The organism is Bradyrhizobium sp. CCBAU 51627, from assembly GCF_028128765.1.
Lineage (GTDB): Bacteria > Pseudomonadota > Alphaproteobacteria > Rhizobiales > Xanthobacteraceae > Bradyrhizobium.
Map to the genome: position 1 here is coordinate 1 of NZ_LBJG01000009.1, position 24,650 is coordinate 24,650.

Annotated in this window: 22 protein-coding genes; 14 read left to right on the forward strand and 8 right to left on the reverse strand. The window is 64.1% G+C overall.

Annotated elements, in window-relative coordinates:
- The coding region (locus XH88_RS05680; RefSeq protein WP_271614440.1) for a 2-dehydropantoate 2-reductase N-terminal domain-containing protein at positions 1-308 on the reverse strand (308 nt) is incomplete at its 3' end.
- 186 nt (positions 309-494) lie between these two features.
- Here XH88_RS05680 and XH88_RS05685 point away from each other — a divergent pair.
- Positions 495-1,565, forward strand: coding sequence for an acyltransferase family protein (locus tag XH88_RS05685; protein ID WP_271614441.1), 1,071 nt, complete (start codon positions 495-497; stop codon positions 1,563-1,565).
- Between the two features lie 5 nt (positions 1,566-1,570).
- On the opposite strand, the gene XH88_RS05690 is transcribed toward XH88_RS05685, so the two are convergent.
- Entirely contained in the window at positions 1,571-2,542 is a 972-nt protein-coding gene (locus XH88_RS05690; RefSeq protein WP_271614442.1) for a quinone oxidoreductase family protein, read from the reverse strand.
- A 95-nt stretch (positions 2,543-2,637) separates the two neighbouring features.
- Between XH88_RS05690 and XH88_RS05695 the strand changes: the two genes are divergently transcribed.
- The 4 genes from XH88_RS05695 to XH88_RS05710 all read left to right on the forward strand — a co-directional run bounded on the left by XH88_RS05695 (position 2,638) and on the right by XH88_RS05710 (position 7,901).
- Positions 2,638-3,480 (forward strand): LysR family transcriptional regulator, encoded by an 843-nt coding sequence (locus XH88_RS05695; RefSeq protein WP_271614443.1) that lies wholly within the window; start codon positions 2,638-2,640, stop codon positions 3,478-3,480.
- Between the two features lie 82 nt (positions 3,481-3,562).
- Positions 3,563-6,625 (forward strand): DNA polymerase I, encoded by a 3,063-nt coding sequence (polA, locus tag XH88_RS05700; RefSeq protein ID WP_271614444.1) that lies wholly within the window; start codon positions 3,563-3,565, stop codon positions 6,623-6,625.
- Positions 6,626-6,634: 9 nt separating this feature from the next.
- Positions 6,635-7,174, forward strand: coding sequence for an NADPH-dependent FMN reductase (locus tag XH88_RS05705; protein ID WP_271614445.1), 540 nt, complete (start codon positions 6,635-6,637; stop codon positions 7,172-7,174).
- Between the two features lie 91 nt (positions 7,175-7,265).
- On the forward strand, positions 7,266-7,901 hold the full coding sequence (locus XH88_RS05710) for a LysE family translocator (protein ID WP_271614446.1): 636 nt from the start codon (positions 7,266-7,268) through the stop codon (positions 7,899-7,901).
- 87 nt (positions 7,902-7,988) lie between these two features.
- Here the strand turns inward: XH88_RS05710 and XH88_RS05715 are convergent, their stop codons facing one another.
- Positions 7,989-8,615: a glutathione S-transferase family protein gene (locus tag XH88_RS05715; protein ID WP_271614447.1), complete on the reverse strand. Its 627-nt coding sequence runs from the start codon at positions 8,613-8,615 to the stop codon at positions 7,989-7,991.
- 174 nt (positions 8,616-8,789) lie between these two features.
- On the opposite strand from XH88_RS05715, the gene pyrE reads away from it, so the two are divergent.
- Together pyrE and XH88_RS05725 are read left to right on the forward strand one after the other, a co-directional pair.
- The gene (gene pyrE / locus XH88_RS05720) at positions 8,790-9,353 is read left to right on the forward strand and encodes an orotate phosphoribosyltransferase (protein WP_209967862.1); all 564 of its coding nucleotides are present in this window, start codon (positions 8,790-8,792) and stop codon (positions 9,351-9,353) included.
- 175 nt (positions 9,354-9,528) lie between these two features.
- Positions 9,529-10,308: a DUF2865 domain-containing protein gene (locus tag XH88_RS05725; protein ID WP_271614544.1), complete on the forward strand. Its 780-nt coding sequence runs from the start codon at positions 9,529-9,531 to the stop codon at positions 10,306-10,308.
- A gap of 47 nt (positions 10,309-10,355) precedes the next feature.
- On the opposite strand, the gene XH88_RS05730 is transcribed toward XH88_RS05725, so the two are convergent.
- Positions 10,356-10,787, reverse strand: coding sequence for a hypothetical protein (locus tag XH88_RS05730; RefSeq protein WP_271614448.1), 432 nt, complete (start codon positions 10,785-10,787; stop codon positions 10,356-10,358).
- Between the two features lie 284 nt (positions 10,788-11,071).
- Complete coding sequence (locus XH88_RS05735) at positions 11,072-11,299, reverse strand: hypothetical protein (RefSeq protein ID WP_271614449.1); 228 nt, start codon at positions 11,297-11,299, stop codon at positions 11,072-11,074.
- A gap of 208 nt (positions 11,300-11,507) precedes the next feature.
- Between XH88_RS05735 and XH88_RS05740 the strand changes: the two genes are divergently transcribed.
- Positions 11,508-14,024, forward strand: coding sequence for a glycogen/starch/alpha-glucan phosphorylase (locus XH88_RS05740; RefSeq protein ID WP_271614450.1), 2,517 nt, complete (start codon positions 11,508-11,510; stop codon positions 14,022-14,024).
- A 146-nt stretch (positions 14,025-14,170) separates the two neighbouring features.
- Entirely contained in the window at positions 14,171-14,986 is an 816-nt protein-coding gene (locus XH88_RS05745) for an acyl-CoA thioesterase (protein WP_271614451.1), read from the forward strand.
- A gap of 101 nt (positions 14,987-15,087) precedes the next feature.
- Here the strand turns inward: XH88_RS05745 and XH88_RS05750 are convergent, their stop codons facing one another.
- The 3 genes from XH88_RS05750 to XH88_RS05760 form a co-directional block, all read right to left on the reverse strand.
- A complete protein-coding gene (locus XH88_RS05750) occupies positions 15,088-16,704 on the reverse strand; it encodes a phosphoenolpyruvate carboxykinase (protein WP_271614452.1) in 1,617 nt (538 codons plus the stop codon).
- Positions 16,705-16,984: 280 nt separating this feature from the next.
- Positions 16,985-19,579, reverse strand: coding sequence for a CHAT domain-containing protein (locus tag XH88_RS05755; RefSeq protein ID WP_271614453.1), 2,595 nt, complete (start codon positions 19,577-19,579; stop codon positions 16,985-16,987).
- A gap of 89 nt (positions 19,580-19,668) precedes the next feature.
- Positions 19,669-20,415, reverse strand: a complete 747-nt coding sequence (locus XH88_RS05760) for a HugZ family pyridoxamine 5'-phosphate oxidase (protein WP_271614454.1) — start codon at positions 20,413-20,415, stop codon at positions 19,669-19,671.
- A 240-nt stretch (positions 20,416-20,655) separates the two neighbouring features.
- Here XH88_RS05760 and XH88_RS05765 point away from each other — a divergent pair, with 240 nt between their 5' ends.
- The 5 genes from XH88_RS05765 (at position 20,656) to XH88_RS05785 (ending at position 24,648) form a co-directional block, all read left to right on the forward strand.
- On the forward strand, positions 20,656-21,357 hold the full coding sequence (locus XH88_RS05765) for a response regulator transcription factor (RefSeq protein WP_008542552.1): 702 nt from the start codon (positions 20,656-20,658) through the stop codon (positions 21,355-21,357).
- A 116-nt stretch (positions 21,358-21,473) separates the two neighbouring features.
- The gene (locus XH88_RS05770; RefSeq protein ID WP_271614455.1) at positions 21,474-23,264 is read left to right on the forward strand and encodes a sensor histidine kinase; all 1,791 of its coding nucleotides are present in this window, start codon (positions 21,474-21,476) and stop codon (positions 23,262-23,264) included.
- Complete coding sequence (locus tag XH88_RS05775) at positions 23,261-23,725, forward strand: HPr kinase/phosphorylase (RefSeq protein ID WP_271614456.1); 465 nt, start codon at positions 23,261-23,263, stop codon at positions 23,723-23,725. Before XH88_RS05770 ends, XH88_RS05775 begins: the two co-directional genes overlap by 4 nt.
- Before the next feature lie 207 nt (positions 23,726-23,932).
- Positions 23,933-24,334: a PTS sugar transporter subunit IIA gene (locus XH88_RS05780; RefSeq protein ID WP_007597752.1), complete on the forward strand. Its 402-nt coding sequence runs from the start codon at positions 23,933-23,935 to the stop codon at positions 24,332-24,334.
- The gene (locus XH88_RS05785; protein ID WP_271614457.1) at positions 24,331-24,648 is read left to right on the forward strand and encodes an HPr family phosphocarrier protein; all 318 of its coding nucleotides are present in this window, start codon (positions 24,331-24,333) and stop codon (positions 24,646-24,648) included. Before XH88_RS05780 ends, XH88_RS05785 begins: the two co-directional genes overlap by 4 nt.
- The last annotated feature ends 2 nt before the right edge of the window (positions 24,649-24,650 follow it).

Below are 24,650 nucleotides of genomic sequence, written 5' to 3' on the forward strand. Positions count from 1 at the left end.
GCGGCGTAGACATAGGAGAGATCGGCGTGGCCGTCGCCGCGACGCGAAGGCGTGCCGACCGCGATGAACACCGCGTCGGCATCCGCCACCGGCTTGGAGAGATCGGTGGTGAAGTCAAGCCGCTTGGCCTTGACGTTGGCGGCGACCAGTTCGTCGAGGCCCGGCTCGTAAATCGGAATCTCGCCGCGATGCAGGCTAGCGATCTTCTTCTCGTCCTTGTCGACGCAGGTGACGTCGTGGCCGAAATCCGCAAAGCAGGCTCCGGACACCAGTCCCACATAGCCCGTGCCGATCATCGCGATTCGCATGAAAATCCCTGTGTGGTTAACGAAGCCCCAATCAGGAGGCGGTTTAGCATTTTCCCGCCGGGAAGTAGACCCCGCGGTCGGAAACCGGCACGCGATTTGTACGGGTAAAGAAGTCGGAAACCACTGGGCCCCAAACTGCCCCACGACCGCACAGAACCTGGCGAAACCCGCCTCCAAAAGGGACACATGGCACCATCAGGCATATCAGCTGCGAGCAACGGGTTTCCCGAAGCCTCTGCTGCCGCGCGTGTCGACTGGGTCGACTACGCCAAGGGCATCTGCATCGTCATGGTCGTGATGATGCATTCGGTGCTGGGGGTCGAGCTCGCGGCCGGAAAAACCGGTTTCATGCATGTCGTGGTAGCCTTCGCAAAGCCATTCCGGATGCCGGACTTCTTCCTGATTTCCGGCCTGTTCCTGCCGCTGGTGATCGATCGCGACTGGCGAACCTATCTCGACCGCAAAGTGGTGCATTTCGCCTATTTTTATGTCCTCTGGGTGACAATCCAGTTCGGCTTCAAGGCCCCCGCGTTTGCAGCCGAAACCGGCTGGCGTGACGCGGGTTGGCTGTATCTCGAATCCTTCATCGAACCGTTCGGCACGCTCTGGTTCATCTACCTGCTGCCGATCTTCTTCATCGTCACAAAACTGACACGCAAATTCCCGCCGCTCGCGATCTGGCTCGTCGCAGCCGCGCTGGAGACCGCGCGCGTCTCGACCGGCTGGACTGCGATCGACGAGTTCTGCGCGCGCTTCGTCTATTTCTACTCGGGCTATCTGTTCGCGCCTTACGTGTTCGCGTTATCGGATCGCGCGCGAAACCATCCCGCGCTTGCACTCGCCGCGCTCACGACCTGGGCATTGGTGGATGCCGGCCTCGTGAGCCTTGGCGCAAGCGAGTGGAAGATCGTGTCGCTGCTGCTCGGCTTCGCCGGCGCCTGCGCGATCATCACGATCGGCACCTTGCTCGCGCGCGTGCATTGGCTCAATGCCCTGCGCTTCTGCGGCGAGCATTCGATCGTGATCTATCTCGCCTTCTTCCTGCCGATGGCGGCAACGCGCACCCTGCTGCTGCGCAGCGGCATCATTGCCGATGTCGGCATGGTGTCTCTGATCGTCACCATCGTCGGCGTGCTCGGATCGCTTGCGATCTGGCGGGCCGCGTTGCGGCTGCACGCCGACTTCCTGTTCGAGCGGCCCCTCGCATTCTGGATCGCGCCGAAGAAGGCCGGGCCAGTGTTGCAGGCGGCGGAATAGACCGGTCAAGGTCGCAGAAATAAAGCTCCCGTCGTACGCCCGGCTTCGAGATCCCCTTGCGCCAGCGCCGCATCCCGCAGACTGTAGGCTTTCCCGCTCACCTGTAGCACGCCGTCAGTTATCGCAGCCAGCACACGCCCGGCGGAACGGCGATATGCATCGGCATCATTCATGTGAGCCATGACGCTCGGCCGCGCCAGCATGAGGCTGCGCCGTGGCCCGAGATCGTGAACATCGATGGATGGAATCGGCCCGGCCGACTGGCCAATGCTGGCCACGACGCCGAATGGCCGCACGCAGCCAAGCGTCTTCTGCAACGTCGTCCCGCCGACGCCATCATAGGCAACATCGACGCCACGCCCCGCGGTGAGATCGCCGACCGCAGCGGCGAAATCGGCGTCCCGCCCGACGATGACATGAGACGCACCGACAGCGCGGGCGATCTCGGCCTTGGCCGGTGAACCGACCGTCCCGATCACGGTCGCCCCTGTTACGCTCGCCCAGCGCGTCAGAAGCTGGCCGAGTCCTCCTGCAGCGCTATGGACCAGAATCGTCGTCCCGGCGACAACCGGGAAAACGCGATTGAGCAGCATGTCGGCCGTGATGCCCTTCACGAACGCCGAGGCGACCGCCTCATCCGCGAGGCCGGCGGGAAGCTTCACGCAACGCCAGGCCGGCAGGTTGCGTTCGGACGCGTAGGCGCCGACCGGCGCGCCCGCATAGGCGATGCGGTCCCCGACCTCCAGACCGGTCACTTCCGCCCCGAGCGCCGCAACGACGCCCACCGCTTCGACGCCGGGAATACGCTCGGGCGGAAGCGCGTAGAGACCCATGCGCTGATAGATATCGATGGAATTCACCCCGATCGCGGTCTGCTGCAGCCGGACTTCGCCGCGGCCTGGCGGTGGCAGATCGGTGTTCGCCAATTCGAGTTGCTCTACGCCGCCGGGCGTCTTCAATCTCACGATCACGGCCATGTCGGTCCTCCTGTCGATCACGAAAGGACTATGGGATGCCGTGAAAACCTGCGAAACTGCTCAATATTGAGATCATGTTGTGAGAATTCGCACAGATGGACTGGACCGATCTGCAGCATTTCCTGGCGCTCGCGCGCGAGGGCACCCTGTCCGCCGCGGCGCGAAGCCTCAACGTCGACCACGTCACCGTGGCCCGTCGCGTCGCCGCGCTGGAAGCCTCCATGTCGCTCAAGCTCGTGGATCGCAGGCCACGCAGCTACGAGCTCACCGAGGACGGCAAGCGCATTGCCAAGATCGGGGCTCCCATGACGGAGACGGCGTTTGCGGTGGAGCGCGCCGTGCAGGCCTCAAAATCCGGGATCGGCGGGGAGGTCACGATCAGCGCACCGCCTTCGCTGGCCAACCTGCTGATCGCGCCCAGGCTGATCCAGCTGCGACAACAGCATCCCGGTATCAGGATCAAGCTGATCGGCGAGAAGCGTACGGCCTCGCTCAACCGCCGCGAGGCCGATCTGGCGCTTCGCCTGTCGCGTCCGACGGAGCCGGGTCTGATCGCGCGCAAGATCGGCTATTTCGAGTTCGCCCTCTACGGCTCGCCCGACTATTTGAAGACGACGCCACCGCATGCCTTCGCATTCGTCGCCTACGATGCCAGCATGGATGAAGTTCCTCAGCAGCGATGGCTGATGCGTTTCGCCGCCTCGCGAGAGATCGTGCTCCGCACGAACGATCTGGAGAACCAGGCTGCGGCCGCGAGGATCGGAATTGGGCTGGCGGCCTTGCCGAAATTCCTTGGCGAAGCCGATCCGCAGCTGGAGCGCCATGACATCGGCGGCCGCCCCGTCGGGCGCGAGGTCTGGCTGGTTGTCCATCGCGACCTGCGCCGCGCGCCCACCGTGCGCGCCGTTGCCGGTTTCATCGAGGAATGCCTGGCCTGACGCCGTCATTTGCCTGTGCGAGTCGCTAAAATAGCGATCCATCGAGGCTGTCTTTTGCCGCAAAAATTCATACATTGCGGCCATGCCAAAGACCTCCCCAAAGACATCCTCGAAAACTTCCGCCAAATCCGAGACCAAGCCCGCTGCTGCCAAGGCTGCCGCCAAACCGGTCGCGGCGAAGGCGGCCGGCAAGGGCGACCACGTCTTCCTGGTCGACGGTTCCTCCTACATCTTCCGGGCCTATCACGCACTGCCGCCGCTGAACCGCAAATCCGACGGCTTGCAGGTCAACGCGGTGCTGGGCTTCTGCAACATGCTGTGGAAGCTGCTGCGCGACATGCCCGAGGACAACCGGCCGACGCATCTGGCGATCATCTTCGACAAGTCGGAAGTCACCTTCCGCAACAAGATCTACCCCGACTACAAGGCGCACCGGCCGCCGGCGCCTGACGATCTGATCCCGCAATTCGCCCTGATCCGCGAGGCGGTGCGCGCGTTCGATCTGCCCTGCCTGGAACAGGTCGGCTTCGAGGCCGACGATCTGATCGCAACCTATGTACGACAGGCCTGCGAGCGCGGTGCCAGCGCGACCATCGTGTCCTCCGACAAGGACCTGATGCAGCTCGTCACCGATTGCGTCACCATGTACGACACCATGAAGGATCGCCGCATCGGCATCCCCGAGGTGATCGAGAAGTTCGGCGTGCCGCCGGAGAAGGTCGTCGAGGTGCAGGCGCTGGCCGGCGATTCCACCGACAACGTGCCTGGCGTACCCGGCATCGGCATCAAGACCGCGGCGCAACTGATCGTCGAATATGGCGATCTCGAGCAGCTGCTGTTCCGCGCCAGCGAGATCAAGCAACCCAAGCGCCGCGAGGCGCTGATCGAGAACGCGGAGAAGGCGCGGATCTCGCGCCAGCTGGTGCTGCTCGACGACAAGGTCGATCTGGAGGTGCCACTGGACGATCTGGCCGTCCACGAGCCCGATCCGCGCAAGTTGATTGCCTTCCTGAAGGCCATGGAGTTCACGACGCTGACGCGGCGCGTCGCCGAATACTCACAGATCGATCCGGCCAATGTGGATGCCGATCCCGGTTACGCGAAAGGCGCGAGCGTCTTCTCGCCGCTGCCGCCTTCGGACGTCGTGCCAGCTCCGGGATCCGGTACGCCTGCGAAGGGGATCCCGAGCGAGCGCAACCCGTCGGCGGCCAAGGAGGACAAGGCTGCGAGTCCGAAGGGCGCGCCGGCCTCACTCGCCGCTGCGCGCGAGGAGGCGCTGCGCAAGCTCCCGGTCGACCGCACCAAGTATCAGGCCATCAAGACGCTGAACGAGCTCAACGCCTTCATCGCGCGGATCCATGACACCGGTCATGTCGCGGTCGAACTGCGTGGAAACTCGATCGATCCGATGCAGGCCGATCTCTGCGGCATCGCGCTGGCGCTGGCCCCGAACGAGGCCTGCTATGTGCCGCTGGCGCACAAGCAATCCGGAGGCGACGGCGGCCTGTTCGACGCCGGCCTCGCGCCCGATCAGGTCAAGCACGCCGAGGCGATCGACGCGTTGCGGCCGGTGCTGGAATCATCAGGCATTCTCAAGATCGGCTTCGACGTCAAGTTCACCGCGGTGATGCTGGCGCAGCACGGCATCACCTTGCGCAACACCGATGATGCGCAGCTGATCTCCTACGTGCTCGATGCCGGCCGCGGCTCGCATGCGCTGGAGCAGCTTTCCGAGCGCTGGTTCGGCCACGCCATGCTGAAGGAAAGCGAGTTGCTCGGCAGCGGCAAGGGCAAGATCACATTCGACCAGGTGCCGGTCGACAAGGCCGCGCCCCTGTCCGCCGAAGGCGCCGACATCGCCCTGCGCGTCTGGCGCGTGCTGAAACCGCGGCTCGTCGCCGAGCACATGACCACCGTCTACGAGACGCTGGAGCGACCGCTGGTTCCGGTGCTCGCCCGCATGGAACGTCGCGGCATCTCGATCGACCGACAGGTGCTGTCGCGGCTATCAGGCGACTTTGCCCAGACCGCGGCGCGCGTCGAGGCCGAGATCCAGGAGATCGCGGGCGAGCCGGTCAACGTCGGCAGCCCGAAGCAGATCGGCGATATCCTGTTCGGCAAGATGGGACTGCCAGGCGGCACCAAGACCAAGACCGGGGCGTGGTCGACCACTGCGCAGGTGCTTGACGACCTCGCCGAGCAGGGCCACGACTTCCCCAAAAAGATTCTGGAATGGCGCCAGGTCTCGAAACTGAAATCGACCTACACCGACGCACTGCCGACCTACGTCAATCCGCAGACCCATCGCGTGCACACGACCTACGCGCTGGCGGCGACCACGACCGGCCGCCTGTCGTCGAACGAGCCGAACCTGCAGAACATCCCTGTTCGTACCGAGGACGGCCGCAAAATCCGCCGCGCCTTCATCGCAACACCCGGACACAAGCTCGTCTCCGCCGACTATTCGCAGATCGAGCTGCGGCTGCTGGCGGAGATCGCGGACATTCCCGTGCTGAAGCAGGCATTCAAGGATGGTCTCGACATTCACGCCATGACCGCATCGGAGATGTTCGGCGTGCCGATCAAGGGCATGCCGAGCGAGATCCGCCGCCGCGCGAAGGCGATCAATTTCGGCATCATCTACGGCATCTCGGCGTTCGGCCTCGCCAACCAGCTCGGCATCGCCCGTGAAGAGGCGTCGGCCTACATCAAGAAGTACTTTGAGCGCTTCCCCGGCATCCGCGCCTATATGGACGAGACGCGCGATTTCTGCCGGAGCCACGGCTACGTCACCACGCTGTTCGGCCGCAAGTGCCACTACCCCGATATCAAGGCCTCCAACGCCTCGGTGCGCGCCTTCAACGAGCGCGCAGCGATCAACGCGCGACTTCAAGGTACCGCAGCCGACATCATCCGGCGTGCCATGACGCGGGTCGAGGACGCGCTGGCCGAGAAGAAGCTCTCGGCGCAGATGCTGCTCCAGGTGCATGACGAATTGATCTTCGAGGTGCCGGACGCCGAGGTCGAGGCGACGCTTCCCGTCGTGCAGCACGTCATGCAGGACGCGCCGTTCCCGGCCGTTTTGCTGTCGGTGCCGCTGCATGTCGACGCGCGCGCGGCCACGAACTGGGACGAGGCGCATTAGGCCATCCCAATGAAGGTCGCGGCCATCTCCGGCAGCCTGCGCACAGGCTCGAGCAACACCGCGGTCTTGCGCGCGGCGGCACGGCTCGCGCCTGCTGGCGTCGAGGTGGTCCTGTTCGAGGGAATTGCGGACCTGCCTTTTTTCAATCCGGACCTGGATGGCGATGACGTGCCTGCGCCGGTCGGCGCGATGCGCCAGCTGATCGGACGCGTCGACGGGCTCCTGATCTCGAGCCCCGAATATGCCCGCGGTGTCGCCGGGGTGCTGAAGAACGCGCTCGACTGGTTGGTCGGCAGCCACGAATTTCCCGACAAGCCGGTGGCCTTGATCAACACCTCACCGCGCGCAACGCACGCACTGGCCGCCCTGACGCTGACGCTGGAGACGATGTCCGCCCGGCTCGCCAGGGACGCCTGCGTCACGCTGCCGTTGCTTGGCGGCGCCTGGAACGAACACAGCATCGCCGCCGATCCTGCACTGGCAGAACCGTTGCGATTGGCGATGGAGCGTTTCGCGGCGTTCATCGCTACCATGCAGGCCGAGGCGTAGGGCCAGATTGAATTGTCCTCCGTGCAATTGCGCGATGGCTCAGCAAGGCCGTGCATATTAGAACCAGGACAGCTCCCGTACCGGTTCATCCATGCCTCACACCTCCGCCCTGCTCGGCTTCGCCCTCGTCTGCCTCGGCCTCGTGCTCACGCCCGGGCCCAACATGATCTATCTGATCTCGCGCTCGATCACGCAGGGTCCGGCGGCGGGCATTGTCTCGCTCGGCGGCGTCGCGCTCGGCTTTGTGTTCTACATGCTGTGCGCGGCGTTCGGCATCACTGCGCTGCTGCTCGCCATTCCCTTTGCCTATGACGCGCTGCGCTTTGCCGGCGCCGGCTACATGCTGTGGTTGGCTTGGCAGGCGGTGAAGCCGGGCGGACGTTCACCGTTCCAGGTGAAGCAGCTCGCGATCGACAGCCCGCCCAAATTGTTCGCGATGGGGCTCGTCACCAATCTCCTCAATCCGAAGATCGCGATGCTGTATCTGGCGCTGCTGCCCCAGTTCATCGATCCCACAGCCGGCAGTGTGCTGACGCAATCGGTGGCATTGGGCGCGATCCAGATCGCGATCAGCGTCAGCGTGAACGCGATGATCGCGCTCGCTGCCGGCTCGATCGCCCTGTTCCTGGCAAACCGGCCGAGTTGGATGGTGGTGCAGCGCTGGCTGATGGGCACGGTGCTGGCCGGCCTTGCGGTGCGGATGGCCGTGGAAGCGCGGAAGGTTTAGTTTCAACCACCCGGAGGGCTCTCGTGTCCCGGACGCGCAGCAGCGCTCTTGCGCTGCTGCGCTGCGTCCGGGGCACGATGCGCCAACTCAATCCAGCTTCGCCTCCATCCCACGCTTCACCGCCGGGCGGGCCATCAACGCCTCGTACCAGCGCTTGACGTTGGGGAAATCGGCCAGATCAACCTTGTGGCGGGGATGTCGCCAGGCCCAGCCCAGGATGGCGAAATCGGCGACCGACAGATCGCCGGCGACGAAGTCGCGGCCCTCCAGGCGGCGATCCAGCACGCCATAGAGCCGGCGGGTCTCGGCCATGAAGCGCTTCAACCCGTAGGCGCGGTCCTGCTCGTTTTCCAGCGCGATGAAATGATGCACCTGGCCGGGCATCGGGCCGAAACCGCCCATCTGCCACATCAGCCATTCGTAGACGGGGATGCGCGCGCCGAGCGATTTCGGCAGGAACTTTCCGGTCTTTTCGCCGAGATAAAGCAGGATGGCGCCGGATTCGAAGACGCTGACGGGCTTTCCATCCGGGCCCTCGGGATCGAGGATCGCGGGGATCTTGTTGTTGGGGGAAAGCTTGAGGAACCGGGGGTCCAACTGCTCGCCCTTGGTGATGTTCACCGGGATCACCTTGTAAGGCAGCCCCATTTCCTCCAGCGCGACCGAAATCTTGCGGCCGTTCGGCGTGTTCCAGGTGTGCAGCTCGATGGTCATTTGCCTGTTTCCTTCCCCGGGATGGCGGGCATCCACCTACTCCGGAAAGTTGCGCGCCCACAACCGTCGGACCGGGATGGCCGATCCCTGTTGACGAGGGAGGCCCCCTCTGGAATGTCGCGGCCGTCGCGGATAAATTCCGCCACTCTTCTGAAAACGCCGCTGAGGACCACCGTGTCGAAATCTGCCTCCCGCGCCCGCCTGTTCGAAATCATCCGCCGCCGCTCCTTCGGGCGCGGCGAGGTGACGCTCGCGTCGGGCCGCAAGAGCGATTTCTATTTCAACCTCAAGCCGACCATGCTCGACCCCGAAGGCGCGACCCTGCTCGCCGAGCTGACCTATGAGGCGCTGAAGGACGACAATCTCGATTTCATCGGCGGCCTCGAGATGGGAGCGGTGCCGCTGGCCGGCGCATTGGCGCAGATCTCCTGGATCAAGGGCCATCCGATCGCGGCCTTCTTCGTCCGCAAGAAGCCGAAGGAGCATGGCGCCAGACTCGCGATCGAGGGGCTCCCGAAAGGTGAGACGTTGGCCGGCAAGCGCGTCGTGATCGTCGAGGACGTCACCACGACAGGCGGCTCGGCGATGAAGGCGGTGGAATCCGTGCGCGAGACCGGCGCCGAGGTGGTGCTGGTGCTGACCATGGTCGACCGCGAGGAAGGCGCCACCGATACGTTCGGCGCGGCCGGCCTGCCGTTCCGCTCGCTGTACAAGGCGTCGGAATTCTTGAACGCGTGAAGGCTCTCGCTGCGGCGCGCTGCGCAGCATTCGGGCCCTCCTCAACCCCTCATTTACCATCCCGTTTTATGGTGAATCATGCGCTGAGACCTGAGAGGTCCCGGCGGTTCGGTAGCGTCGGGTGGAGTAAGCGTTGCGTACGATCGTGTCCCATGCGCGCCGGCGGCGTCGCGCGATGCTTGTGGCCGCCACTCTCGCAAGCCCGCTGCTTGCGGCTCCCGCCCCGGTTTCGGCCGAAGGCCTTTTCGACTTCTTCTTCGGCGGAATGCAGCAGCGCCCGCAGCGCGACGTGCCGCAGCAGGCGAATTCCTACGCCGATCCCTTCACCGGTCAGCAGAACCCGGCCGTTCAGCCGCAATATGTGCCGCCGACCCGCTCGGCGGCAGCGGGCGGCTCGGGCCCGGCGTTCTGCGTGCGCAGCTGTGACGGCAAATATTTTCCGTTGATGCGCGGCCTCGCCTCGCCGGCGCAGATGTGTCAGGCCTTCTGTCCTGCAAGCTCGACGAAGGTGTTTTTCGGCTCTTCGATCGACGGCGCCTACAGCCAGACCGGCGAGCGCTACGCCGACAGCGAGAACGCGTTCGCCTATCGCAAGGCGCTGCGCGCCGACTGCACCTGCAATGGCCGCGAACCGGCCGGGCTCGCTCCTGTCGACCTGGCGCTCGACTCCTCGCTGAAGGCCGGCGACGTCATCGCCACCACCGACGGCCTCGTCGCCTATACCGGCGTTCGCCTCGGCAACGATCAGACCGCTGAGTTCACCCCGGTCGCCTCCTATCCGGGCCTCACGGCACAGGTCCGCGCCCGGCTCGGCGAGATGAAGGTGGCCCCGGTGCGTGCGGAGACGGTCGCGGCGGATGCCCCGGCCGCCGAGATCGTGCGCGAGGCGCTGCCCGATGTGACGGCCGCGCCGAAGGCGACGGCGAAATCGGCGAAGCGGGCGGGATTGGATTAGAGCCTGGCCTAAGCCAGGGCGTCACAGCAAGGACGGAGGATGTTGCATCACCGCCCGATGATCACCCCGATCACATTCGGCGCCGCCAGATATTTCTCCTCGATCGCCGCGCGCGCGGCGGCGCGGTTGTCCGGCGTCAGCAGGCCACGCTTCTCGGCCAGGATCATCCAGCAGAAACCCCACCAGTCGGTCAGCATGCCCGTCTCGCTGACCAGGTCATAGCCCTGCTCGGCGGCGAAGATGCGTGCATGCGCTTCGTCCAGCGTGTCGAGGAAATGATGATCCTCGGGCGCAAACAGATCGTCGCTGATATCGTCGATGGTATAGCCCCAGATCGATTGGCATACCGCGTTGAACTCGCGGTCGAACTGGTCGTCGTCGATCCTCTGGCGCCGCGCCGCCTGATGCAGCCGCGACAGCGACCGCGCGAAATCGGCGATCCGGGTGAGGGCGAATTGATCGAAGGCAATGGTGGACATTTAGTCCTCGCGACTGATGTCAGACCCTAGATGTTGTGTCGGCAATGCGCCGAATCACAATGATATATCAAAGACTTGCTAAAGTGTTCTTAATTTGTTCTAGCGCTGAGCGAAAGATTGTCGAGACCGTCGGCCTGGCGAAAGCAGGACCCGTTACCCCGGTCAGCATTGCTCTTGCGAGCTTGAGCCATGAGCACAGTCAGCTACTTCGTTTACATCCTCGCGAGCCGTCATCACGGTTCGCTGTACATGGCGTCACCAATGTCATCCGCGCACGACTACGCTCAATTCACCGCCGACATCAGCTTGTCCCCGCACGCACTCGCGTAAAACTTGCCGCCGCATTGGCGCTCGATGGCGGTACAGCGCTGCGCGGGCGTTGCGTTCTGCGGGAGGGAGACGGCGCAGCTGAGACGATCGGCGCTGCGCTTGCCGGCAGCGAAGGCCGCGCTCGATATGGCGATGCAGGTGACGAGAAGTGCTGCGGCGGCGATTTCGATCGGCAGTCTCATGAGGCGTCTCCTCCACAGTGATGGCTGAATCTGTGCTCAATCTAACACCAAATCGGCGTTCCTCCGTGCTGCTCCGGGTTCCCAAAGCGGCCCGTTCCTTGCATAATTTTACGCCAGCGCAGTGCACGGCCGCGCCAGGGATGGTTCCGGTGCAGGGGCAAGACGCGTAGGTTCAGTGGTGTTTTCTGTCGACCAGGAAGTGACGGCCTTGCAAGATCAATCGTTCCAGCCAAATTCGCCCGCTGCGGGCCAGCCCATCGACGAACTTGCGCTGGCTGAGATCAAGGGCGCGATCCTGGCGAAGCTGCGCCTTGCCATCGGCAAGGATGCGGGCATGGCGACCAAGCACGATTGGTATCAGGCCGCGGCGCTGGCGCTGCGCGACCGCATCGTGCATCGCTGGCTCACGGCCGAGAAGCACAGCTACGACGCGGGGCGCAAGCGCGTCTATTATCTCTCGCTCGAATTCCTGATCGGCCGCCTCTTCACCGACGCGCTTAACAATATGGGGCTGCTCAAGATCTTCGAGGTCGCGCTCGGCGACCTCGGCGTGTCGCTGCCTGAGCTGCGCAAATGCGAACCGGATGCTGCGCTCGGCAATGGCGGCCTCGGCCGTCTCGCCGCCTGCTTCATGGAGAGCATGGCGACGCTGTCGATCCCCGCGATCGGCTACGGCATCCGCTACGATTACGGCCTGTTCCGGCAAATCATCAATCAGGGCTGGCAGCAGGAATATCCGGACGAATGGCTCGGCTTCGGCAATCCCTGGGAATTGCAGCGGCCGGAAGTGATCTACGACGTCAATTTCGGCGGCGGCGTCGAACACATCGACGACAGGGGCCGCGACCGCGCGATCTGGCACGCGAGCGAGACCGTGCAGGCGATCGCCTATGACACGCCGATCGTCGGCTGGCGTGGCCAGCACGTCAACGCGCTGCGGCTGTGGTCGGCGCGCTCGCCCGACCCCTTGAAGCTCGACGCGTTCAACATGGGCGACTATGTCAGCGCCAGCGCCGAGCAGTCGCGCGCCGAAGCCATCTGCAAATTCCTCTATCCGAACGACGAGAGCCCGGCGGGCCGCGAGCTGCGCTTGCGCCAGGAATATTTCTTCGTCTCGGCCTCGCTGCAGGATCTCATCAAGCGGCATCTCGCTTCCGACGGTCAGCTGCGCAGCCTGTCATCCAAGGTCGCGGTGCAGCTCAACGACACCCATCCGAGTCTCGCCGTCACCGAGTTGATGCGCATCCTGGTCGACCTCCACAATTTCCGCTGGGACGATGCCTGGAAGATCACGGTGGCGACGCTCTCCTACACCAACCACACGTTGCTGCCGGAGGCGCTGGAGACCTGGCCGGTCGAGCTGTTCGAGCGGCTACTGCCGCGGCATCTCGAGATCATCTACCGCATCAACGTGCAGCATCTGGCGCTCGCCGAAGCCCGCGCGCCCGGCGACATCGATTTCCGCGCCTCGGTTTCGCTGATCGACGAGAAGAGCGGGCGCCGCGTCCGCATGGGCCAGCTTGCCTTCGTCGGCTCGCACCGCATCAACGGCGTCTCGGCGATGCATTCGGATCTGATGCGCGAGACCGTGTTCCACGATCTCAACCATCTCTATCCCGGCCGCATCACCAACAAGACCAACGGCATCACCTTCCGCCGCTGGCTGATGCTGGCAAACCCGAAGCTCACGGACTTGTTGCGCGAGGTCTGTGGCGAGGCCGTCCTCGACGACCCGACGCAGCTCTCGCTGCTCGAGACGCGCGCCAGCGACGTCGAGTTCCAGAAGAAATTCCGCAGCGTCAAGCTTCACAACAAGACGGCGCTTGCACGCCTGATCGGCGAACGGCTCGGGATCAGGGTCGATCCGACCGCGCTGTTCGACGTGCAGATCAAGCGCATCCACGAATACAAGCGCCAGCTCCTCAACATCATCGAGACCGTCGCGCTGTACCAGTCGATCAAGGACGATCCCAACGGCAACTGGGTGCCGCGGGTGAAGATCTTCGCCGGCAAGGCGGCGGCGAGCTACAAATATGCAAAACTGATCATCAAGCTGATCAACGACGTCGCGGAAATCGTCAACAGCGATCCTTCGATCGGCGGCAAGCTGAAGGTCGTGTTCCTTCCCGACTACAATGTCAGCCTCGCCGAGGTGATCATTCCGGCAGCCGATCTCTCCGAGCAGATATCGACCGCCGGCATGGAAGCCTCGGGCACCGGCAACATGAAGCTGGCGCTCAACGGTGCCATCACCATCGGCACGCTCGACGGCGCCAACATCGAGATCCGCGACCAGGTCGGCGTCGAGAACATCGCGATCTTCGGCATGGAGGCCGGCGACGTGATGATCCGGCGCAAGCAGGGGCTGGATGCCTCCGACGTGATCCGCAATTCACCGAAGCTGCAGCGCGCCATCAATGCCATCGGCGCCGGCGAATTTTCGCCGGGCGATCCCGGCCGCTTCGAATCCATCGCGCATGCGCTGCGCTATCTCGACCATTACATGGTCAGTGCCGATTTCGATTCCTATTACGAGGCGCAGCGCGCGGTCGATGCGCGCTGGCAGGTCTCGCCGGCCTGGACTCGCGCCTCCATCCTCAATGTCGCGCGCATGGCGTGGTTCTCCTCGGACCGCACCATCCGCGAATACGCCGAGGAAATCTGGAACGTGCCGGTCAATCCGAGCACGCCGCTGCTGCCAAACCTGCGCGACGCCGCCGGCTGATTTTCCGCGAGGTGGAAGCGACGTTACCTGCGACGTTATTGCATCGGCCGCGAGGGATGGTGATATGATCATCGTCATCCCCAGAGCGGCACCGGTGACACGACGCCGAGACATTAACCACCGTCGGGGGACATCGAGGACCGACGATGAACGCCAAGTTCCCCCACCCGTTCGACGACGCCACGCGCGTCACCGCCGGCGACTCCAGTTGGCAGGGGCACACCAGTGACGCTTACTGGGCCTTTGTCGGCCCGTTCGGCGGCGCCACCGCCGCGACCATTTTGCGCGCGCTGATCGACCATCCGGAACGCGCTGGCGATCCGCTGGCGGTGACCGTCAATTACTGCGCGCCGATCGCGAAGGGCTCGTTCGATCTTGACGTGCGACTGGTGAAGGCCAACCGCTCCAGCCAGCACTGGAGCGTCGAACTGTCGCAGGGCGGCGGCGACGTCGCAACGCTCGCCACCGCCGTGTTCGCCGAGCGGAAGCCGTCGTGGGAGCACAGGGCCGCGCCCTATCCTGGCGCAAAGCCGTTCGAAGCGACGCTGCCGTTCCCGAAAATCGGGGCGTCCTGGTCCAACCAGTATGAATTCCGCTTCGTCGAGGGCGAGATGCGGATCGGGCCCCCGCAGGCCGAACCCGCCAGCACCTATTCCAAGATCTGGATCAGCGATCGCGAGCCGCGCAAGCTCGATATGCTGTCGCTGATGTCGATGTCGGATGCCTTCTTCGGCCGCGTTTTCCATGCGCGCCGCGAGTTGGTGCCGTTCGGCACGGTATCGCTGACCACCTATTTTCACACCGATAGCGACGAGCTTGCATCCGAGGACATCACCCGCGTGCTTGCGACGGCGGACGCGAAACTCTTCCACAAGAGCTATGGCGACCAGAACGGGGAGCTCTGGTCACCAAACGGCCGCTTGCTCGCGACCACGACGCAGATCGCGTATTTCAAGGCGTAGCTGCTTCCTCGTCATTGCGAACGCGATGACGAGGGGAGAGATCGTGCCACAAACAAAAAGGGCGGCCTCGCGGCCGCCCTTTCACATTGAAGACAGAGCAATTACTCCGCCGCCAGCTTCACGTCCGGAGCGGCCGCGCGCACCTCGGCATCGACCTGGGCTTCGAACTTGGCAAAGTTCTTCTGGAACATGCCGACCAGCGCGCGAGCGGTCTTGTCGAACTCGTCCTTGTCCTTCCAGGTGTTGACCGGGTTGAGGATTTCGCTCGGCACGCCCGGCAGCGCGGTCGGGACCGCGAAGCCGAAATACTTGTCGGTGCGGAATTCGACATTACGAAGCGAGCCATCCAGCGCCGCGGTGAGCAGCGCGCGCGTCACCTTGATCGGCATGCGGCTGCCTGTGCCGTACTTGCCGCCGGTCCACCCCGTATTGACCAGCCAGCAATCGACATTGTGCTGGGCGATGAGGTCGCGCAGCATGTTGCCGTAGACGGATGGATCGAGCGGCAGGAAGGGCGAACCGAAACAGGTCGAGAATTCCGGCTGCGGCTCATTGCCGAGACCGCGCTCGGTGCCGGCGACCTTCGCGGTATAGCCGGAGAGGAAGTGGTACATCGCCTGCGCCGGCGACAGCTTGGCAATCGGCGGCAGCACGCCGAAAGCGTCGGCGGCGAGCATCACCACGTTCTTCGGCTGCGGCGCGCGGCCGGTGCGCGAAGCATTCGGGATGAAGTCGAGCGGATAGGCAGACCGGGTATTCTCGGTCTTTGAACCGTCGTCGAAATCGACCACGCGGGTGTCTTCGTCGAGCACGCAGTTCTCGAGCACCGCACCGAACCGCGTCGACGCCGCATAGATCTGCGGCTCGGCTTCCTGCGACAGCTTGATGCACTTGGCGTAGCAACCGCCTTCGAAGTTGAACACGCCGTTCGGGCCCCAGCCGTGCTCGTCGTCGCCGATCAGCGTACGGTTGGGATCGGCCGACAGCGTGGTCTTGCCGGTGCCGGACAGCCCGAAGAAGATCGCGGTGTCGCCCTTGGCGCCGACATTGGCCGAGCAGTGCATCGGCATCACGCCGCGTTCGGGCAGATAGTAGTTCAGCGTGGTGAAGACCGATTTCTTCATCTCGCCGGCATAATAAGACCCGCCGATCAGGACGATCTTGCGGGCGAAATCGATTGCGACAACGTTCTCGGAGCGGCAGCCGTGACGTTTGGGATCGGCACGGAAGCTCGGCATGTCGATGATCGTGAGCTCGGGCACGAAGGTCGGCAGCTCGATCGCCGCAGGGCGGATCAACAGCGTGCGAATGAACAGCGAGTGCCAGGCGAGCTCGGTGAAGACACGCGTCTTGATCCGGTAGGCTGGATCGGCGCCGCCATAGAGATCCTGCGCAAACAGGCTCTTGCCTTCGGCGTGCTTGAGGAAGTCCTGATAGAGCGTCTCGAACTGCTCTGCGGTGATCGACTGGTTGCCGGCCCACCACATCTTCTTGTCGGTGGTGGCATCACGCACCGTGAACTTGTCCTTCGGGCTGCGGCCCGTGAATTCGCCGGTGTCGGCGCAGAGTGCGCCGTCAGCGGATAGCACCGCCTCGCCCGCAGCGAGCGAATATTGGTAGAGCTGCGGCGCGCCGAGGTTCCAGTGAACCCGTCTGAGATTCTTTAAGCCGAATTTGTCGGCGCCGAAGGCACCGTTGCGCACGCCCGTCTCTTGCACGAAAAATCCTCCTAGAACCCGCGACATCAAGCGCAACCAGCTTTGGCACCTTCGCGGTCACCGTGAATTATAGGCCGTCCGGCCTCGGCTGATGACCTAATAATGATGAACGCTGGCGTTGCCAAGCTGATCCCGCAGGATTTGGTTTATTCAAGGACCGCGCCAAACGTCGCGCATATCAGCCTCGCGAAGCGCGATGCGGAAATCACCGATGATCGCGCAACCAAATGGCTGTTTCAGCGTTGTCAGTTGTTTTGCGACGCACAAATGCTGCGCCGCTTTATCGTATCGCACCTTCTCCGACGAGCGCGAACGCTCCCCAGATCGCTGGGTAGGCATTGCGCGGCGACGCTGTGTCATCAACATACGTCAACATCGCGCGCCGCAGAGCTTCGGCTCTGCCGAGGTTTGGTTCGTTTTTGAGCAAATCGAAAGTCGACGTGGTCAAGCGGGTGGCAGCTTCCGAATCGACAGCCCAGTGCGAGACCAGCAGCGCGCGCGCTCCGGCATAGAAGAAGGCGCGGGCCAGCCCCGACAAGGCCTCGGCGCCGGGCTTGTCACCGGCGATCGTGTTGCAAGCCGACAGCACGACCCAATCTGCATTGAGCTTGAGCTGCGCAACTTCGCTCGCCGTAAGCAAACCATCATCCAGTTCGGAAGGCTGTTCGGGAATGGAGAGCGCGAGCGACGGCTCGCCCACACCCTTGATATCCCCGGCGACGAGGCCGTGTGTCGCAAAGTAGATGATGCTGTATTGAGCAAGCGCTGCACGCTTGAGCGTCGCTTCGCTGGCATCGCGGCCGAGATGAATGTCGGCATCGCTCGCACCGACATCTTTCGCCACGGCGTTCAGCTCGTCCGCGGTATCGGGTAGCTGCGGCAGCGCCTGCGCAAGCCGTACGCGATCAACACCCGCGCCGCGCCAGAAATCGGTGTAGGCCACCGTCGCAATACTACGTGCGGCCACCTTGCCGCCTGCCGCCCGACGGTCGGAAGGACCGCCCTCGGCAGGATTGAACACGGGATCGCCGAAACCGGTCATCGGCTTGACGCCCTCCTCCTTGCGCGCAAAGGCGCGCAGCGATTTCAGGCTGACCACCGAGGGCAGCACGGAGACGGCCTGACGCCGCAGCAGCCAGGCCGCGCCCCGATAGCCCGCGAGCGTATCAGGGATCGCAGCTTGCGGCGGCTCCGTGACGAGCAGGTGAAACGGCAACGCCGTCAGCGCGCCCGAGGGCACCGTAAGCAGGCTACGCTTGCCCTTGGTCAGTGGCTCGACCGGCCCGAGCAGCGCAACGTAGAGCTCGTTGGCGAGCGAGAGATCAAACAGCTCGGCTTTGCCGGAGCCATCGTGCGCCTTGCCGACATCAAGACCTCGGCGAAATACGGCGACCTTCTGCGCCAGCGCGTCCGCGCCAAGCGGAATCTCCTTCCAGTCGGCGCTCTCCTGCGTGATCGCGATGACATAGCTGCGCTTGTCGACGACGGAAAAGAGCACCATGGCTTCATCGGCCGACAGCAGGAGCTGAACGTCTTTCACCGTCAGCGGCAGCGGGTTGGAGAGTGAGGCGTAGTCGGGGAACTCGACCGCGAGCCTCTTCTGCAAGCCGGTGCGCTCGTTCACGATGGCAGCGATCCGCGCGCGGCTGCGCTGCTCGGAGCCGACATCGCGTTGCGCTGACGACTTCGACACCGCCGTGATGATCGCCTTGTCGAGCATCTCGGCTTCGGCCGCGAGGTCCTGATCCTTGCGCACCAGCTCGGCGAGCCGGTCGCTGCCGGCGGCAAGCCGCACCGCGAGCTTGTTCACCGCTGATGCGGCGGAGGATTGCGTGCCGCGCTGGATCGCCGCGAGCGCCTCGTCGAGCGCCCTGTCATCAGGCAACAGCGATTGCTGGCGTGCTGCGAACAGGACCGGCAGCACCACGCGCAATTGCGCGCGATTGCTCGCAAGCGTCCTTTCCGCGAGCGGCAACGCGTCGGCAGTTCGCCCGGACACATGGAGGAAATAGGCGAGATTGCTCGTCGATGTCGCGACGTCGGGATGATCCGGACCTAGCGCACGCTCGCGGATGGCAAGCGCGCGACGATACAACGGCTCGGCATCGGCATAGCGCTGCTGGTGCTCGTAGAGACCAGCAAGATTGTTGAGGGAACGTGCGACGTCGGGATGATCCGGCCCGAGAACCTTTTCACGGATTGCGAGCGAGCGCTTGATCGGCGCTTCGGCGTCAGCATCCCGGCCGAGATCACGATCAAGCTGGCCGAGGTTATTCAGGAGCGTCGCGACCGCGGGGTGCGCGGGACCGCCGACCTTCTGGAAGATTGCGAGCGCGCGCTGGAACAGCGGTTCGGCCTCCGCAAAATGCTCCTGCTTCACATAAAGTGTGGCGAGATTGTTAAGAGACTGGCCGACATCGGGATGCTCGCGCGGCAGCGCCCTTTCGCGGATCGCCAGCGCACGCTTGAACAGCGGTTCGGCATCCGTGAAGCGGCCCTGCCGCTGATCGAGTGCGGCGAGATTGTTCAGCACGGGCGCGAGCTCGACGCTGTCGAGGCCGGCCCCCTTCTCCATCAGTCCGATCGCGCGCTTGTAAATCGGCTCGGCCTGATCGTCGTGTCCCTGGTCGGCATGGACCTGGGCGAGATTGTTGAGCGCGGCGGCGAGATCGCGGTTGTTGCCGGTGTTCTCGAGCGAGGCCACCATGGCCTGCGCCAGTGGCAGCGCTTCCGCATATTTCCCGGCAGTTCTGAGCGCATTGATCCGCACGCTTTGCCCGGAGAGACCGCTTTTCTGGGCGAAGCTCGGCGTGGCAAGCGACGCGGTGATCCCGAGCGCCAGGCTTGCGACCAATGCCAAACAACGATTTGTCATGCCCCCTCGCTGCCAACCTCAGACCGATCACGATCTTGGGTCGCAGCGATCGCAGGCGACGTTCAATCTGTCGCAGATGGTTCCCGTCTCTAGATCGACTCCTGGCTTTCCTTGGCGCGCGCTTCGCCGACCAGGCGGACCAGCATCTTGCGCAGCGCCGGACCATCCGTCACCCGCTCGGGAAAATCCAGCCGCAGCGCGGTCTGGCCGTGCTGCATGTCGAGACCTTCGGGGTCGCAGCCGGTGCAGCGCCAATCGCCCTCGGCGGCGCCGAGCAGCTTGGTTGCGTAGAGGCGCATGGCGTCGCGATGGTCGGCGTTCATGTGCTCGACCGCCCCCTCCTCCGCCGCTAGCAGGTCCTCTGCACCGCTGAGATCCGTGAGGAACTGCTCCGGCTTGAGATCGACGATTCGGCCAAAGCCGGCGACCAGATGGGTTCCCGTGGGTCGGATTCGGAAGAACGAGAAATCCTTGAATGAAGCAAAGGCTTCCGCCGACGGATGGGCACTGAGATACCGCCGCTGGAGCAAATCCGTCTCATTGTCATCCTGCTCGGCACGGCCCGACAGCATGATCCGGGCGCCCTCCAGCGGATCGCCGGCGGCGCGCTCGTCCAGCATCAGGGAAACCCTGCTATCATTGAGGATATTCTTGGTATGGACGGCCAATCGCGAGATCAGCAGGATTGGCGAACCGTCAGGGTGGCTGGCCAGATTGACCAGGGAACAATAGGGATCGCCGCTACCGGCCATAAGGGTGGCGAGCGCCCCCTGGCGCGACCGCCTCAGCAGCGATTTGGCGAGCTCTTGGGGAACGAAATCGGGGGTCGGTTGCATCGGCTTTCTCGGTTCAGGTGGTTGCAAGACGGGCCTTTTTTCGGGTAAACCCGAACCCGGTTATGGGTCGATACGCGGCGAATCCGCCGTGTTTCGTGGAACTTGGTCACACTTCAGCCCAGCTTGCATTGCTCGGTGACAAGGTTCGAACGCCAAATTCGGCACCCATGTATGCGGCGCATCACTGGATTGCTCGCCGTTTAAGCCACGACCCAAACGGAAAGCAGAAAGCAGAGGCTCATGCCCACAATCGCTTTGGTCGACGACGACCGCAACATTCTCACATCCGTCTCGATCGCGCTGGAAGCCGAAGGCTACCGCATCATGACCTACACCGACGGCGCCTCCGCGCTTGACGGTTTCCGCACCACCCAGCCCGATCTCGCCATCCTCGACATCAAGATGCCGCGCATGGACGGGATGGAGACGCTGCGCCGTCTGCGGCAAAAATCCGACCTGCCCGTGATCTTCCTGACCTCCAAGGACGAGGAGATCGACGAGCTGTTCGGCCTCAAGATGGGCGCGGACGATTTCATCCGCAAACCCTTCTCGCAGCGCCTCCTGGTCGAACGCGTGAAGGCGGTCCTGCGTCGCTCGGCGCCGAAGGACCCGACCGTCGCGCCGAAGGAGAACGACGCCAAGGCGCTCGATCGCGGCCTGCTGCGCATGGATCCGGAACGGCATACCTGCACGTGGAAGAACGAGCCGGTGACGCTGACGGTCACCGAATTCCTGATCCTCCAGGCGCTGGCGACCCGGCCGGGCGTGGTCAAGAGCCGCAACGCGCTGATGGACGCCGCCTATGACGACCAGGTCTATGTCGACGACCGCACCATCGACAGCCACATCAAGCGGCTACGCAAGAAGTTCAAGGTGGTCGACAACGAGTTCGAGATGATCGAGACGCTGTACGGCGTCGGCTACCGCTTCAAGGAAGCCTGAGGCGCTCGCGCCTTCACAACAGATGAGGGCTGCGCCGGTTCTGATTCCATCAGAACCGGGCATGCTCTAGGATGCGGGGACCGTCGCAACGAGCTGTCCTAACGCGGGCATAAGCATTGCTTGACCGAACGCAGCCTGACCCGAGTTCGAACGCCGAGGAGATTGCCTCCCACGGCGCCCCGGATCATGAGGACAAGCCTGTTGCAAAAGGCTGGGGGCCGCTGAACTGGCTCAAGCGAGCCGGTCAGTTCTTCTTCGCGCTGTCCTTCTCCAGCCTGACCCGCCGCATCGTCTCGCTCAACCTCGCCGGTCTCGTCGCGCTGGTCGCGAGCATCCTGTATCTGTCGCAGTTCCGCGCCGGCCTGATCGACGCCCGCGCGCAGAGCCTGCTGGTGCAGGCCGAGATCATCGCGGGCGCCATCGGCGCGTCGGCAACGGTGCAGACCAACGCGATCACCGTCGACCCCGAGAAGCTGCTCGACCTGAAGCTGGGCGAGAGCTACGGCGGAATGGATGATTCGCTGGATTTTCCGATCAATCCCGAGCGCGTGGCGCCGGTGTTGAGCACGCTGATCTCGCCGACCAAGACCCGCGCGCGGATTTTCGATCCCAACGGCAGCGTGCTGCTCGACAGCCGTGATCTCGACAGTGTGCGGGGCTTTCCGCTGCCGCCGCTCTCGGAAAAGCCGGGCCTGGCCGAACGCATCATGGTCCCGGTGCGGACCTGGCTCAATCGCGGCGATCTGCCGCTCTATCGCGAGCTCGGCCGCGAGAACGGCAAGGGCTATGTAGAGGTGGCCGATGCGCTCCAGGGCCAGAAGCGCTCGATGGTGCGGGTCAATTCGCGCGGCGAGGTGATCGTCTCCGTCGCAGTCCCCGTGCAGCGAGCGCGTGCCATCCATGGTGCGCTGATGCTGTCGACCCAGGGCGATGAAATCGATCAGATGGTCACGGCCGAGCGCCTCGCGATCCTCAAGGTCGGCGGCGTCGCAGCCGCCGTCATGATCATGCTGTCGCTGCTGCTTGCGAGCACGATCGCCGGACCCGTGCGCCGGCTCGCCGACAGCGCCGAACGCGTCCGCCGCCGCATCAAAAGCCGCGTCGAGATTCCGGACTTCACCCGTCGCCGCGACGAGATCGGCCATCTCTCCGGCGCGCTGCGCGACATGACCAGCGCGCTCTACAAGCGGATCGAAGCGATCGAAATGTTCGCCGCCGACGTCGCCCACGAGCTGAAGAACCCGCTGACTTCGCTTCGCTCCGCGGTCGAGACGATGCCGCTTGCGCGCAACGAGAACAGCCGCGCGCGTCTGCTCGATGTGATCGAACACGACGTCAAGCGGCTCGACCGGCTGATCTCGGACATTTCCGATGCAAGCCGCCTCGATGCCGAGTTACAGCGGCAGGATGCGATCCCGGTCGATCTCAGGCGGCTTCTGGGCACGCTGGTTGCCGTCGCCAATGAAACGAAGCTTGGCCACGACGTCGCCGTCGAGGCGCGCTTCGAGGGCCGAGGCCCGACCGACACATTCTCCGTCAGCGGCCATGATTCCCGGCTCGGGCAAGTGGTCTCCAACCTGCTCTCCAACGCGCAGTCGTTTTCGGAAGCCGGCAGCAAGGTGCGGCTCACCTGCCGCCGTGTCCGGGGCGAGATCGAGATCGTGGTCGACGACGACGGCCCCGGCATTCGCGATGACGCGCTGGAGCGCATCTTCGAGCGCTTCTACACTGATCGGCCGCATCAAGGCTTTGGCCAGAACTCCGGCCTCGGCTTGTCGATCTCAAAACAGATCGTCGACGCCCATGGCGGACGCATCTGGGCGGAGAATCGCGCCGGCCCTGCCGACGAAGATGGGGCGCCGACGGTCGCCGGCGCCCGCTTCGTGGTGAGGCTGCCGGCGCTATGAGCCAAGGCAGTCTGAACGAAGGCAGCCCGAGCATTCACGCCTCGGCGGTCAAGGTCGGGCCCCTGGCGGTGCTGATCCGCGGGCCCTCGGGCTCCGGCAAGTCGCGCCTTGCCTTCGATTTGATCACGGCCGGGCGCTCCGGCGTGATCGCAAGCGCCGTTCTGGTCGGCGACGACCGTGTCCATCTGGCGACAGTCGGCCATGAAATTGTGGTGCGCCCCGCACCCGCCCTGGCCGGGCTCATCGAGATTCGCGGGCTTGGAATCCGCCGCTGCGACTTCGTGGAGCATGCGACGGTCGGCCTCGTGGTCGATCTCCACGCCGACGACGCCGAACGCCTGCCGCCGGCGGAATCGCTGAAAACAGCCATTTTTGGTGTCGAAATACCGCGAATCCCCGTTGGCCGCGACTATTTGCCCCTCCCACTGGTTGTCGCGATCTTGACCACTACCAAGAGTTAACCTCCCGCTGACCCTTTCGCCGATTGTTTGAAGGGAATTGGTAACCATATGAACCCCACACTCGCGACCGAGTAGACCGGCGCAGCTCCCCTCATCCATCCGTCTAGATTCAGGGAGATACGCAACATCCCCCCTTGCGCGGGGGCTCTGGATGGTCAAAGTGGCGCGTTCGTGCGGCGCACCAAGAGCGCCCGCGGGAGTTTTCCGATGATTGGTCTAGTACTTGTGACCCACGGGCGCCTTGCCGACGAATTCAAGGCAGCGCTTGAACATGTCATGGGCCCACAAAAGCAAATCGAAGCGATTACGATCGGCGCCGAAGATGATTCCGATCTCTGTCGAAGCGACATCATCGAGGCGGTTAACCGCGTCGATTCCGGCGATGGCGTCGCGATCCTCACCGACATGTTCGGTGGCACGCCGTCGAACCTTGCGATTTCCTGCATGAGCCGACCCAAGGTCGAAGTGCTCGCGGGCATCAACCTGCCCATGCTGGTGAAGCTCGCCAAGGTGCGCGAGGAGCGTCCGCTGCCGGACGCGATCGCGATGGCGCAGGAAGCCGGCCGCAAATACGTCACCATCGCCAGCCGCGTGCTCGCCGGCAAATGAGTGACGACGCGCCACAAGCGGGGACTGGCGTGCCCGCGGGCGCGGTCTCCAAAGAGCTCCTGATCATCAACAAGCGCGGCCTGCATGCGCGCGCCTCGGCGAAATTCGTCCAGGCGGTCGAGCGTTTCAACGCGCAGGTATGGGTGACGCGCGGCGGCGAAACCGTTGGCGGCACCTCGATCATGGGCCTGATGATGTTGGCTGCAGGACCCGGCACGACCATCACGGTCGCGGCCGCCGGCGCTGATGCGGAAGCCGCGCTTGCAGCGATCACCGAGCTCGTTGAAAGCAAGTTCAACGAGGAAGGGGTTTAGTC